We start from the raw sequence: 13,145 nt of genomic DNA, 5'->3' as shown, positions 1-13,145 counted from the left end.
CACCGCCCCCGGGTCCACCGCCCCCACCCCGGCATCCCCGGCATCCCCGGCATCGTCCGCCCAGGCCCCGGTGCAGCGCGCCGTCGACGCGGCGCAGGCCGGTGGGGCGAGCGCGCCCTCCGCCACCCCGGCGTCGCCCCCCGTCCAGCGGCCGGTCCAGGGCACCGCCCCGGGCACTGCCGCCCAGGCCGGGCAGCCTCCCGCCGTACCGCTCTCCCAGCCGGGAACCGGCAGGAAGCCCGCCTCCGCGCACCCCGTGCAGCGGAGTGCCGCGGCGCCGCGCCGGGGCGGTCTGGGCGCCCCCACCTCCTCCGGGCCCGTGGACCCCGTACGCCAGTCAACGACGCCGGGTGCCGCCCGCCGTACGCCCGCGTCACCCGCCTCGGCGACGGCGTCCGCGCAGCCCCCGCACCGGGCCCCGCTCGGCGCCCCGCTCCCCGGGCCCGGCTCCGCACCGCCCGGCACCGCGGCCCCCGAGGGCCGTACGCCCCCACCGGTCCAACGAGCCACGGCGGCCACCACGACCACCTCGTCCGCCTCCACGGCCACCACAGCCACCACAGCCACCCCCTCGACACCGCCTTTCAGGACCACGGCCATGCCCACCGCGCCGACCACGACCTCGGCCGCGGCGCCGACCGCGGGAGCCGTCGCCCCGCTCTCGGTCCCGTCCGCCCCGCTCCCGGTGTCCTCCGCGGTGCCCCCGCTGCCGGCCGCGCCCCGGGCCTCCGTCGCGCCGACCCTCGCGTCACCGCCGCCCCTGCCCGGCGCCGCCCCCTCCGCCTTCGCCGCCGCCACGGCACCGACGCCGGACGCGGCCGTGCAGCGCGCCCCGGCCGGCTTCCCCTCCGCGCCCACCGCGGCCACCGGCCCCGTGCGCCCCACCGTGCAGCGCTCCCCCGCCAAGGCCGTGCCCCTGCGCCGGCCGGCGTCGTCCCCCGGAGCGACCGCCGTAGCGACCCCGCTTCCGGTGGCGCCCCTGGCCCCGCCCCGGCCGGCGGCGCCCCACGCGCCCCTGCCCGTCAGCACCCAGGCGGCCCCGGCGCCCGCGGCCACCGCGTCCGACGCCGCGCCCACGGTGCAGCGCCTCTTCGGCAGCGGCAGCCGCAGCGGCGGTCGCAGCGGTGCCATCAGCGCCCTGGCCTCCCAGGCGGCGGCCACCGTGACCAGCACCTTCCCCGGCCTGCGCTCTTCCTCGTCCCGGCAGAACCCGGCCGAGCCCCCGCCGCCCTACGAGCCCCCGCCCGCGTACTCGGCCTCCGGCAACGGTCCCGAGGGAGGCGGCCCGCCTCCGGAGTACACGGCGGTCCCGGAGGGCGGGCTCGACCCGCGCGAACTCACCGAGTTCCAGCTCGACCAGCTGGTGCACCGGATCATCGGCCGCGTGACCCGTCTCGTCCGCACCGAACTGCGTATGGACCGCGAACGGATCGGCAGACTGCGCGACCCCCGCTGACCGGCACTCCGGAGCGACCGGACCCACCGGAAGCCGCGCCCGCCCGCCACCGTTCCCCCGACAGAAAGGCCGACCCCCGATGACCCGCAAGGACCCGGGCTCCTCCATATGGTTCAGCCTCGCCATCGACGGCGAGAGCCTCGGTTACTTCAACGGGTGCGAAGGCCTGTCGACCCAGGTGGAGGTGGAGCAGCGCCAGGAGGGCGGCAACAACGGGTTCGTCTGGCAACTGCCCACCCGCGTAACCTTCTCCAACATCCGGCTGACCCGTCCGCTCACCCCGGACACGGCGAAGGTCGCCAAGTGGATCTCCTCCGTGCAGACCGGCGTCAAACGGCCCACCGCGCAGATCTCGGCCCTGCGCGCGGACGGGTCCCTGGTGGCCCGCTGGGGGCTGATCGACGTCCTGCCCGTCAGCTGGCAGGGCCCCACCCTCGACCCGGGCAACCTGTCGGTGGCCAACGAGGTCTTGGAGATCGCCCACCACGGGTTCACGGACTGACGGCGTCCCAGAGAGCAGAGAGGAACACCCCCATGGCCAGCAGCAAGGGCGCCGGCAAGAGTCTCGTACGCGCCAACCTCGCCATCCACGAGCCGCCCACCGGCACCTCGACCTCGCCCGGTGGCCTGATCAAGAGGTTCCCCTTCGAGTTCAACCCGGCCCAGCTGTCGATCAGTCAGCGCACCCACTGGGTGGCCACCCCCACCGCGGCCGTGCGGGAAGCGGCGAAGCCGGAGTTCCAGGGCGCCCAGCCGCGGGAGATGACCCTGGAGATCTTCCTGGACTCCTCGATGAAGCCCGACGGCAACACCGTGATGAAGAAGGTCGAGTCGCTGCTGGTGTGCTGCGAGGTGACCGCCAAGAGCCTGGCCGCCAAGCAGCCTTCGCCGCCGTGGGTGATCTTCGAGTGGGGTTCGTTCTCCACCGCGCGGTTCACCGCGTACGTGTCGTCCATCGAGACGCAGTACACGCTCTTCGGCACCACCGGCATCCCCATCCGCGCCACCTGCCAGGTGGCGCTGGTGGAGATCCCGGGACCGACCCCGGGCCAGAACCCGACCTCCGGCGCCCTCACCGCCCAGCGCGTGCACCGGGTCGTCGCGGGCGACTCGCTCCAGTCGCTGGCGTGGAGCGAGTACGGCAGCGCCAACGCGTGGCGGGTGATCGCCGAGGCCAACGGCATCGACGACCCGTCCCACCTGCCGACCGGCACCGAACTGATGCTCCCCGCCACCGGGGAGGTGCCGCGGTAATGGTGCGTCCCTCGTTCTCCAGCATCGTCGAGGTCAAGATCGGCGGCGCGAAGCTGCCGGAGACCGTCGCCGCGATGCTCACCGACGGCTGGGTCGACCAGGGCGTCAACGTGCCGGCGGCGTTCCGCCTCACCTTCCGCGACCCCGACCACCTCCTCCTCGGCCAGCTGAACGTGCAGTTCGGCACCAAGGTCGTCATCACGCCCATCGCCGACGGACAGGGCAAGGGCAACCCGCTGCTGACCGGTGAGGTCACCGGCCTGGAGGCCGACTTCGACGGCGGGGGCAGCTTCACCGTCATCCGCGGCTACGACCACGGCCACCGCCTGATGCGCCAGCGCCGCGTGGCCGCGTACCGCAACCAGAAGGCCTCCGACATCGCCCGCGATCTCGTGGGCAAGGACGGCGTCTCCGTCGGCCGCATCCAGCCGACCAAGGGCACCTACACGTTCATCAGCCAGTCCAACGTCACCGACTGGGACTTCCTCGCCCGGCTCGCCGACGAGAACAAGATGATCATGTACCTGGACTCCAAGGGGAAGTTCCGGTTCGTCACGCCGAAACCGTCGGCCGGCGCGCCCTCCCCGAACACGGACGGCGACAAGAGCACCTTCGTCCTCCAGGCCCGCCACGACATCCTGCGGCTGCGGGCCGCCGTCACCGCCGCCGACCAGATCGGCAAGGTCGAGTCGCGCGGCTGGAACGTGACCACCAAGAAGAAGATCACCGAGGTCGCCCCGGCCGTCACCGACCCCGGCATCGACATCGGTTCGACCCCCGGCACGGCGGCGGGCAAGTTCAAGCCCGGCAAGCTCGTCGAGACCGCCAACCCCTACGACAAGCAGGACGAGGTCCAGAACGCCGCGAAGGCCCTCGCCTCCGACGTCACCTCCTCCTTCGCCGAGCTGGAGGTCGCCGTCCACGGCCACCCCGACCTGCGGCCCGGCGTGCCCGTCGCCCTCGCGGACGTCGGCAAGCCCTTCGAGGGCAAGTACACCGTCACCTCGGTGCGCCACCACTTCGGCGACGGCGTCCCCTACCAGTCCTGGATCACGGTCAGCGGCCGCCAGTGGCGCTCCCTGTACGGGCTGGCCTCGGGCGGCAGCGGCGGCACGGACCCCGCGAGCGCCTCGCGGCTGCCCAGCGTCGCCAACGCCATCGTCACCGACGTGCAGGACCCCCTCAAGCAGGGCAGGGTCAAGCTGCAGTTCCCGTGGCTGGACGACACCTACGTCAGCGACTGGGCGCGCAGCGTGCAGATGGGCGGCGTGGCGGGCGGCGGCATCTTCCCCATGGACGTCGGCGACGAGGTGCTGGTCGCCTTCGACCGCGGCGCGCTCGACCACCCGTTCGTGATCGGCGGTCTCTACAACGGCCGGGACGTGCCGACCAAGAGCGACGTCCCGCTGCACGACAGCCTGAAGAAGAAGGCCGCCCGGCACACCCTGTCCGACCGCACCGGCAACCGCGTCGACCTGCTCAGCCAGCGCACCGGGGGCCGCAAGCAGGGCGTCCGGATCGCCAGCGGCAACGACAAGCTGACCATCAACCTCGACCGCACCAAGACCGAGATCACGGTGGACAGCAAGGGCTCGGTCAGCATCACGGGCAGCCGCTCCGTGTCGGTGGAGGCAGGGTGGGACCTCACACTGGAAGGGCGCCGGTCGGTCACGGTGAAGAGTGGCGGACCACTCACCCTGCAGGGAAAGGGCCTGGTCAACCTCAGTTCGATGACCGGTGTCGTCAACGTGAACGCGAAGGGCGCCCTCAATCTGTTCGCGACCGGTATGGCGTCCCTCACCGGCCTCGGCAACGTGTCGATCACCTCTCCCGTCAACGTGAACGTCAAGGGGGTCAAGGTCGACCTGGTGGGCGCCGTGTTCGTCAACATGGTGAAGTATCCGCTCCCGGCATGACCGGGCAACGGCCGTACCGGGACGCCGGGTTCGCGGCAGACACAGGAAGAAGAAGGCAGGTGGCCCACTGATGGCCGAACAGTTCGTCGGCTCCGGCTGGTCGTTCCCCCTGCGCATCGGGCCGACCGGCGGCATCGCCCTCGTCAGCGGCGAGCAGGAGGTGGAGGAGGCCATGCGGCTCATCCTCGCCACCGCGCCGGGCGAGCGGCCGATGCGGCCCGAGTTCGGCTGCGCCATCCACGACCTGGTCTTCGCCCCGGTCAACGAGCAGACCGCCGGCCGCATCCAGCACGAGGTGTACGTCACCCTGGACCGCTGGGAGCCGCGCATCGAGGTCCAGGACGTCGAGGTCACCACCGGTGACGGGCAGAACGTCCTCTACATCGACGTCCGTTACTCGATCCGGGGCACCAACAACCCGCGCAGCCTCGTCTTCCCGTTCTACGTCATCCCCTCCCACGACGAGCCCGACCTCCCCGACGGATCGGGCGGTTCCGCCGGACCCGCCGGCCTCCCGGGCTCTCCCGAAAGCGACCGCTGATGCCCCTGCCCTCCCCGAACCTCGACGACCGCCGCTTCCAGCAGTTCGTCGACGACGCCAAGCGCTACATCCAGCAGCGCGCCCCGGAGTGGACCGACCACAACGTCTCCGACCCCGGCATCACGCTCGTCGAGACGCTCGCGCACATGGCGGACCAGATCGTCTACCGCCTCAACCGCGTCCCGGAGAAGAACCACCTCGCCTTCCTGGACCTGGTCGGCATCACGCTCTTCCCGCCCTCCGCCGCCCGCACGGACGTCACCTTCTGGCTGTCGGCGCCGCAGGAGGACGCGATCCTGGTCCCGGAGGGCGCCGAGGTCGCCACCCTGCGCACCGACCGCGACGAGGCCGTCGTGTTCGCCACCGAGGGCGACCTGCGCGTCATACCGTGCACGCTGCGCTACCTCGTGACGCAGCAGCAGGGCGAGGCGGTCGCCGACCGCACCCCGGACCTCGCCGAGAGCAAGGACGTGCTGTGCTTCGCCGAGGCCCCGGCCCCCGGCGACTCCATGCTCATCGGTCTCACCAACGCCGTCCCGCACTGCGCGCTCGCCCTCGAACTCGACAGCCGCGTCGACGGCGTCGGCGTCGACCCCCGTCAGCCGCCGCTGGTCTGGGAGGCCTGGACCGAGGACGGCTGGCAGCCCTGCGAGGTCGACCGCGACGGCACCGGTGGCCTCAACCGCCCCGGCGACATCGTGCTGCACATACCCAGCGGGCACGTCCTGTCCCGCAACGGCGGCCACGAGGCCGGCTGGATCCGCTGCCGGGTCACCGACCCGCTGCCCGGCCAGCCCTTCTACACCACCTCGCCGACCATCCGCTCCACCGAGGCCTACACCATCGGCGGCACCACCGGCGCCGTGCACGCCGAGACCGTCTACGACGAGGCGCTCGGCGAGTCCACCGGCCTGCCCGGCCAGCGCCTGAGGCTCGAACACGCCCCCGTCGTCGCCGACGACCCGCCCGTCCTGCTGCAGACCGCCGCGGGCGAGGGCTGGCAGGACTGGCACGTCGTCCCGCACTTCTCGGGCTCCCACCCCGACGACCACCACATCACCCTCGACGCCGCCACCGGCGAGATCGCCTTCGGCCCCGCCGTCCGCGAGGCCGACGGCACGCTGCGCCAGTACGGCGCCGTCGCCCCCAAGGGCGCCGTCGTCCGCGCCCGCCGCTACCGCACCGGCGGCGGCCGGGCCGGCAACGTGGCCCGCGGCGCCGTGCAGGTGCTGCGCACCTCCATCCCGTACGTCTCCGAGGTCGTCAACCGCGAGGCCGCCCGCGGCGGCGTCGACGGCGAGACCGTCGAGGAGGCGAAGCTGCGGGCCCCGATCACGCTGCGCGCCCAGGAGCGCGCCGTCACCCTGCGCGACTACGAGGAACTGGCCCGCCGCGCCGCCCCGGAGACGGCCCGCATCACCTGTCTGGAGGGCGAGGAGAGCGAGTACGGCTCCCACGCGGTCCGCGTCCTCGTCGTCCCGCAGGCCGTCCCCGACCCCGGTGGACGCCTGCGCTTCGAGCAACTCGTGCCCGGCGACGCGCTCCTGAGCCGCATCACCCGCCACCTGGACGAGCGGCGCCTCATCGGCACCCGGCTGGCCGTCGGACCGCCCTACTACCAGGGGGTCACCGTCGTCGCCACCGTCCACGCCTTCCGCGACGTCGACGCCGACCGCGTACGCCGCCAGACCCACGACGCGCTCTACCGCCATCTCGACCCGCTCACCGGCGGCGCCGACGGCAAGGGCTGGCGCTTCGGCCGCCCCGTGCAGGCCGGCGAGGTCTTCGCCGTGCTCCAGCGGGTGCCCGGCGTCGAACTCGTCGACGAGGTCGTCCTGCACCCCGCCGACCCGCTCACCGGCAAGCGCGGCGAACCCACCGACCGCATCGACCTGGAGGCGCCCGCACTGGTCTTCTCCTTCGACCACCGGGTCCGCGTGATCGGGGACGGCGCGTGACGGCCACCTCGTACCGCGGCTCCGTCGACGGGCTCGGCTCCTCGCTGCCCATCGCCTCGATGCTGCCGGCCGTCTTCGCCGACGACGACCTCGCGCTGCGCTTCGTCGGCGGCCTCGACGACGTCATCGCGCCCATTCTGAGCGTCCTGGACTGCCTGGACACCTACTTCGACCCCGCCCTCACCCCGGCCGACTTCGCGCAGTGGCTCGGCACCTGGGTCGGCGCGGAGACCGACGGCACCGAGCCCGAGCCCATGCTGCGCGCGGCCGTCGCCGCCGCCGCCCGGCTGCACCGGGTGCGGGGCACCCTGCAGGGCCTGTCCGAGGCGGTCCGGCTCACCTTCGGCGTCGAGCCGGAGATCACCGAGAGCGGCGGCGCCGAATGGAACGCCCGCCCGCTCGGCCCGTTCCCCGGCAGACCCCGCCCGCAGCTGCACGTCGCCCTGCGGCTGCCCGACCCGAGACCGGTCGACACCCACCGCCTGGACTCGCTGGTCGCCGCCGCCCGTCCCGCCCACATGCCCTACACGGTCGAAGTGACCGCCTCCGAAAGGACCCCGGAGAGATGACCACGCAGAACTGCGCCGAGTGCGGGACGCCCGCGGAACCGGGCCAGTCCTTCTGCGACGCGTGCGGCGCCGTACTCAGCTGGGAGCAGACCGGCGCCGCCCGTGCCGCGGCCGCACAGTCCGCGGCCGCCCCGGCCGGCGGCGCCGCGGGCCCGGGCGCGGCCCAGGCCCGTACCGGCGGCACCGCCACCGCCGCCGCGGACCGTGCCGCCGACCACCGGGCCGACGGCACGGAGGACAACCCGACCGTGCGCCAGGCCGGCCGCCCGGCGGGCGGCGCGCAGCCCGCCGGCTCCCCGGCCGCCGCCGTGTCCCAGGGCCCCGGCGGCCACGGCGGCACGGGCGCTGCGGGTGCTGCGGGCGCCGGGTACGCGGGCGCCGCGGCCGGCACCCCCGCCGCTCCGCCCGCCCGCACCCCCGACACCGACGAGACGGCCCCGGTCGTCGCCGCGCCGGACGCGCTCACCGACACCATGTCCGACCGCGCGCGCTCCCTCCTCGTCCCCGTCGCCGACCCCGAGCCCCCGGCCGCCCCGGCGCCCCCGGCCGTCGCCCCGGTCCTGCCCGGCCGCCCCGACGCCGACCGGCCGCAGGTCCGCGCCCCCAGCCACCAGCAGGACATCGCAAACGGCCCGCCCTGCCCGTGGTGCTCCACCCCCAACCGCCCCGACCGCCACTACTGCGCCCGCTGCGCGATGCCCCTGGTCGCGAGCGGCGACCAGGCCAGCGTGCGCCTCCCCTGGTGGCGCCGCATGTTCGGCGGACGGCGCCGCGAGAACCCGTGGGCGGGCGACCGTCCCCGTCTGCGCCGCGTCTTCGACCGCATCGGCACCTGGATCACCGTCGTCGTGGTGGCCACCCTCGGCATCCTCGGCTTCGTGTACATCCCCGACGGCTACCACGCCACGCGCGACCACTTCGCCAAGCGCGCTCCGGTCTACCCGGACACCTTCAAGGCCTCGCGCTCCTACACGGGGCACAAGCCGGAACTCATCAGCGACCGGCTCAGCAACACCTGGTGGGGCCCGGGCGTCGGGGACTCCGGCCAGGGCCAGTGGGTCGAGGTCAACTTCCTGGAGCCGACCCGCCTCCTGGACCTGATCATCACCCCCGGTGTCTCCACCCGCGCCCAGAAGCTGTCGGAGTCCGCGCTCCCGCACCGGATCAAGGCCACGATCACGATGAAGGACGCGTCGGTCAAGGAGCGGGACATCACCCTGGACCAGGGTGCGGGCGGCCAGCGGATCCCGTTCCGCGTCGGCGAGGTCACCAAGGTGCGCTTCACCATCGAGACGGCCCACGCGGCCTCCCGCGACAAGCAGGTGGCCATCGCGGAGATCGAGTTCTTCGGCCCCTCCAGCGCGAACCGCTGACCGGACCGCCGGCCGGCGAACCACCGGCCGGTGAGGGGACGGCCCGTCCCGGACGACACGTCATGCAGACGGCGTGCGGCCCGGGACGGACCCTCCGGTCGCGTCGCAGGCCCCGCCCGACGGGCCGACGGGCCGACGACACCGCCGGACCGCGGGTCCGGGCCCCGGCACCGGGCCCGCAACCATCAGGGCAGCCTCGGAGCCCCGGTGCGAGGGCGTCGTAACCGCCCGGCGAGAGCGAGGCGGCTGTCGACCGGCTCTGGCAAGCGGTCCCGCAGAGATTCGACCTTGAGCACACTTTCAGAACGATCAAGCAGACGCTCGGCTGGACCCGCCCCAGGCTCCGCGACCCCGAGGCCGCCGACCGGTGGACCTGGCTGATCATCGCCGCTCACACCCAGCTCCGCCTCGTCCGGGGCCTGGTCACCGATCTCCGCCGCCCCTGGGAACGGCCGGCTCCGCCGAACAAGCTCGCCCCGGCCCGGGTCCGGCGCGGGTTCAGGAACCTCCGCCTGGTCCTCAAGACCGGAGAAGCGCACTCGCGCCCCACTCATCACAAGAAGGGCACCAAGCCCAGACGCTTCACGGGATGAGCGGCAGGCTGGGTGTTCCCGGATCAGGCGCGGAGCAGTGAGGTGTGGATGCGGGCAATGGCCCGCAGCACCTCGTCGCGGTTCTTGGCCTGCTGCATCCATGCGGGCAGGCGGGCCACTACGGTCATCTTCCGGCCGTGGTCGTACCAGGGAATGCCTTCACGCAACGGCGCCTGGACGAATCGCCTGATCAGGTCCAGGTGCGCCAAGTTGTAGGCCCATACCCACCCGTGCCGGGTCTCGGTCTGCAGCCACAGACGGACACCGAAATACGGGTCTCTGGCCGACCCATAGGGGTCCCGGAGCAAGGTCAAACCTCCACGGCGCGATTCCTTCGCCGTCCCGCAGTTTCGACAGATGAGACGCCTTGGCACGAAGACGCCCTGGTCGCGTACTCCGACAGGATCCGGCGCTGTCCCGACATGCGCCACTGCGTCACAGTCGGGACAGCGCACGAGGACGGACTCCAGGAAGTCGTACTTCATGCTGCGTGGGTCCCGGAACCGATGGTGGGGTGTGGAGATCGGACTCATCGAACCAGTATGCGAGCCAAGCCCCGAAGGCTCCTACGGGATAAACCTCGCGCTGGTCGCCTTCAACCGGGACACAGCCGCCGCGTGCGAGCGAAATCCCGGCGACGTCCTGCCCTACGTCGGCACCCGGCAGGCCGTCCAGGACATGGACCTGATCCGGCAGGTCCTCGGCGACGAGAAGCGGCGCTGCTTCAGGATCTCTTACGGCATCGAACTCGGCGGCGTCTACGCCCACTTGTTCGAGGGCCACGGTGCCTACGACAGCGGCAACGGCTGCGTCCGGGAAGCCGTCGACGCGTACCTGCTGGACGGACGCCTCCCCGCGCCCGGCGCGGTCTGCGAGGCGGAGCCGCTGCCGGAGGGGAAGTAGGACCAGCGGGGAAGCAGGGCCGGAGGGAGGAAAAGCCCCTGACTCCCTCGACCGCCGCTGCTAGGCTCCCGGACCGTCCGCAGACCGGCCCGCCCGGCCGGGAAGCTCCCCCGGAAAGGCCCCGATGCCGTCCTCTCCCTCCAGTCCTTCCAGCCCCGCCACCCCCTCCAGCCCCGCCGGCACGCCCCCCGGCGACGTGCTGGCGCGCACGGTGGCCACGCTGCGGGGCGCGGGATGCGTGTTCGCCGAGGAGGAGGCGCGGCTGCTCCTCGACGCCGCGCCGGCACCCGCCGACCTGGAGCGGCTCGTGGGACGCCGGGTCGACGGGGAGCCGCTCGAAGTCGTCCTCGGCTGGGCCGAGTTCTGCGGCCTGCGGGTCAGGGTGGAGGCCGGGGTCTTCGTCCCGCGGCAGCGCACCCGGTTCCTGGTCGACGCCGCCGCGGAACTGGCCGGACGGCCGGGCGCCGTGGTCGTGGACCTGTGCTGCGGCACCGGCGCGATCGGCGCCGCCGTCGCCGCGCGAGTCCCCGGCATCGAGCTGTCCTGCGCCGACGTCGACCCGGCCGCGGTGCGCTGCGCCCGGCTGAACGTCGGCCCCGACGCCCGCGTCTACGAGGGCGACCTCTACGACGCGCTGCCGGACGCGCTGCGCGGCCGCGTGGACGTCCTGGTCGTCAACGCCCCGTACGTGCCGACGGACGAGATCGCGATGATGCCGCCCGAGGCCCGCGACCACGAACCGCGGCACGCGCTCGACGGCGGCGGCGACGGCGTCGAGGTGCACCGGCGGGTGGCGGCCGGCGCACCGGCGTGGCTGGCGCCCGGCGGCACCCTGCTGATCGAGACGAGCGAGGAGCAGGCGCCGCTCACCGCCCGGGCGATGAAGGACCACGGCCTGGTCCCGCGGGTGTCGACGAACGACGAGATGTACTCCACGATCGTCACCGGAACCCGCGCGGGCCGCTAGGACGCACTCTCGGGAACGGGCACCACGGGAGCTGCTGGAGCCCCCTGTCGGATTCGAACCGACGACCTTCGCTTTACAAGAGCGGCGCTCTGACCAGCTGAGCTAAGGAGGCGTGCGCGCGACTGCGTGCGCGGCCCGACCACTCTACACAGAGCCGGTGAACGACGGGATTCGAAAATTTCGGCGAAGTTCACAGGCCCACAGGTACTGACAGATCAGGTGAACGCCAGGTACCGTCCTGCCAGCTTCACCTGTGTGGACTACACCACACCACCTTCCTACAACGGATCGTCCGGCACGTTCCTGCCGGTAGAAGGGGGCCCATTCACCATGGCCACTGTTACGTTCGACAAGGCGACCCGCGTCTACCCGGGTTCCACGAAGCCCGCCGTCGACGGTCTCGACATCGCGATCGAGGACGGCGAGTTCCTCGTCCTGGTCGGCCCCTCCGGTTGTGGCAAGTCCACCTCGCTGCGCATGCTCGCGGGGCTCGAGGACGTCAACGGCGGCGCCATCCGCATCGGCGACCGGGACGTCACCCACCTGCCGCCGAAGGACCGGGACATCGCCATGGTGTTCCAGAACTACGCGCTGTACCCGCACATGACGGTCGCCGACAACATGGGCTTCGCCCTCAAGATTGCGGGCGTCAACAAGGCGGAGATCCGGCAGAAGGTCGAGGAGGCCGCGAAGATCCTCGACCTCACCGAGTACCTGGACCGCAAGCCGAAGGCCCTCTCCGGCGGTCAGCGCCAGCGTGTGGCGATGGGCCGCGCGATCGTGCGCGAGCCGCAGGTGTTCCTCATGGACGAGCCGCTGTCCAACCTGGACGCCAAGCTCCGCGTCTCCACCCGTACGCAGATCGCCTCGCTCCAGCGCCGTCTGGGCATCACCACCGTCTACGTCACCCACGACCAGGTCGAGGCCATGACGATGGGCGACCGCGTGGCGGTCCTCAAGGACGGTCTGCTCCAGCAGGTCGACACCCCGCGCAACATGTACGACAAGCCCGCCAACCTCTTCGTCGCCGGCTTCATCGGCTCCCCGGCCATGAACCTGGTCGAGGTCCCGATCACCGACGGCGGCGTGAAGTTCGGCAACAGCGTCGTCCCGGTCAACCGCGACGCCCTGAAGGCCGCCTCCGACAAGGGCGACACCACGGTCACCGTCGGTGTCCGCCCGGAGCACTTCGACGTGGTCGAGCTGGACGGCGGCGAGGCCAAGACCCTGACGAAGGAGGCCGACGACGCCCCGGCCGGCCTCGCGGTCTCGGTGAACGTCGTCGAGGAGACCGGCGCCGACGGCTACATCTACGGCAGTGTCCAGGTCGGCGACGAGACGAAGGACCTCGTGGTCCGCGTCAGCAGCCGCGCGGTGCCGGAGAAGGGCGCGACCGTCCACGTCGTGCCGCGGCCGGGCGAGGCGCACGTGTTCTCGTCCTCCACGGGCGAGCGCCTCACCGACTGAGCGACGGCGGACCGAGCGACGGCGGCGGGAATCCCCGCCCCGGCACACCACGCTCCCGGGTGAATTCACCCGCGTTGACGAGAAGAGCCCCGCGGCCTGCTGCGGGGCTCTTCCTCTTGTCGACAAACACCCCACCAAAACAGACATC

11 protein-coding genes, 1 tRNA gene and 3 pseudogenes are annotated in these 13,145 nt (G+C 72.8%); 12 read left to right on the top strand and 3 right to left on the bottom strand.

Annotation, left to right across the window (positions count from 1 at the left end; translation table 11 throughout):
- Positions 1-567 (bottom strand): annotated as a pseudogene (locus IG94_RS43795) (hypothetical protein); the annotation flags it as partial.
- 31 nt (positions 568-598) lie between these two features.
- On the opposite strand from IG94_RS43795, the gene IG94_RS42675 reads away from it, so the two are divergent.
- The 9 genes and pseudogenes from IG94_RS42675 to IG94_RS43790 all read left to right on the top strand — a co-directional run.
- Complete coding sequence (locus IG94_RS42675; RefSeq protein WP_224326460.1) at positions 599-1,456, top strand: hypothetical protein; 858 nt, start codon at positions 599-601, stop codon at positions 1,454-1,456.
- A 79-nt stretch (positions 1,457-1,535) separates the two neighbouring features.
- Positions 1,536-1,958, top strand: coding sequence for a phage tail protein (locus tag IG94_RS0132470; RefSeq protein ID WP_031045606.1), 423 nt, complete (start codon positions 1,536-1,538; stop codon positions 1,956-1,958).
- A gap of 32 nt (positions 1,959-1,990) precedes the next feature.
- Positions 1,991-2,710 (top strand): CIS tube protein, encoded by a 720-nt coding sequence (locus tag IG94_RS0132465; RefSeq protein WP_031045602.1) that lies wholly within the window; start codon positions 1,991-1,993, stop codon positions 2,708-2,710.
- On the top strand, positions 2,710-4,626 hold the full coding sequence (locus IG94_RS0132460; RefSeq protein WP_031045598.1) for a VgrG-related protein: 1,917 nt from the start codon (positions 2,710-2,712) through the stop codon (positions 4,624-4,626). Before IG94_RS0132465 ends, IG94_RS0132460 begins: the two co-directional genes overlap by 1 nt.
- A gap of 70 nt (positions 4,627-4,696) precedes the next feature.
- Positions 4,697-5,167, top strand: coding sequence for a GPW/gp25 family protein (locus tag IG94_RS0132455; protein ID WP_031045595.1), 471 nt, complete (start codon positions 4,697-4,699; stop codon positions 5,165-5,167).
- On the top strand, positions 5,167-7,125 hold the full coding sequence (locus IG94_RS0132450) for a putative baseplate assembly protein (protein WP_031045592.1): 1,959 nt from the start codon (positions 5,167-5,169) through the stop codon (positions 7,123-7,125). Before IG94_RS0132455 ends, IG94_RS0132450 begins: the two co-directional genes overlap by 1 nt.
- A 59-nt stretch (positions 7,126-7,184) precedes the next feature.
- On the top strand, positions 7,185-7,694 hold the full coding sequence (locus tag IG94_RS0132445) for a phage tail protein (RefSeq protein WP_051159849.1): 510 nt from the start codon (positions 7,185-7,187) through the stop codon (positions 7,692-7,694).
- A complete protein-coding gene (locus IG94_RS0132440) occupies positions 7,691-9,067 on the top strand; it encodes a zinc ribbon domain-containing protein (protein ID WP_031045588.1) in 1,377 nt (458 codons plus the stop codon). Before IG94_RS0132445 ends, IG94_RS0132440 begins: the two co-directional genes overlap by 4 nt.
- 239 nt (positions 9,068-9,306) lie before the next feature.
- A pseudogene (locus IG94_RS43790) lies at positions 9,307-9,660 on the top strand (NF041680 family putative transposase); the annotation flags it as partial.
- A gap of 23 nt (positions 9,661-9,683) precedes the next feature.
- On the opposite strand, the gene IG94_RS0132435 reads toward IG94_RS43790, so the two are convergent.
- Positions 9,684-10,145: a hypothetical protein gene (locus tag IG94_RS0132435; protein ID WP_224326458.1), complete on the bottom strand. Its 462-nt coding sequence runs from the start codon at positions 10,143-10,145 to the stop codon at positions 9,684-9,686.
- 106 nt (positions 10,146-10,251) lie between these two features.
- On the opposite strand from IG94_RS0132435, the pseudogene IG94_RS44140 reads away from it, so the two are divergent.
- Both IG94_RS44140 and IG94_RS0132425 read left to right on the top strand, forming a co-directional pair.
- Positions 10,252-10,563 (top strand): annotated as a pseudogene (locus tag IG94_RS44140) (alpha/beta hydrolase); the annotation flags it as partial.
- Between the two features lie 124 nt (positions 10,564-10,687).
- A complete protein-coding gene (locus IG94_RS0132425) occupies positions 10,688-11,530 on the top strand; it encodes a putative protein N(5)-glutamine methyltransferase (RefSeq protein WP_078892517.1) in 843 nt (280 codons plus the stop codon).
- A 35-nt stretch (positions 11,531-11,565) separates the two neighbouring features.
- On the opposite strand, the gene IG94_RS0132420 is transcribed toward IG94_RS0132425, so the two are convergent.
- Positions 11,566-11,642, bottom strand: a tRNA-Thr gene (locus IG94_RS0132420).
- Positions 11,643-11,860: 218 nt separating this feature from the next.
- On the opposite strand from IG94_RS0132420, the gene msiK reads away from it, so the two are divergent.
- Positions 11,861-12,997, top strand: coding sequence for a diacetylchitobiose ABC transporter ATP-binding protein MsiK (gene msiK / locus IG94_RS0132415; RefSeq protein WP_031045577.1), 1,137 nt, complete (start codon positions 11,861-11,863; stop codon positions 12,995-12,997).
- Positions 12,998-13,145 lie beyond the last annotated feature (148 nt).

The sequence above is a fragment of the Streptomyces olivaceus genome (assembly GCF_000721235.1).
GTDB classification, from domain to species: Bacteria; Actinomycetota; Actinomycetes; order Streptomycetales; family Streptomycetaceae; genus Streptomyces; species Streptomyces olivaceus.
The sequence above is the reverse complement of the archived record's forward strand: the minus strand, read 5'-3'. Positions and strand labels throughout refer to the sequence as shown.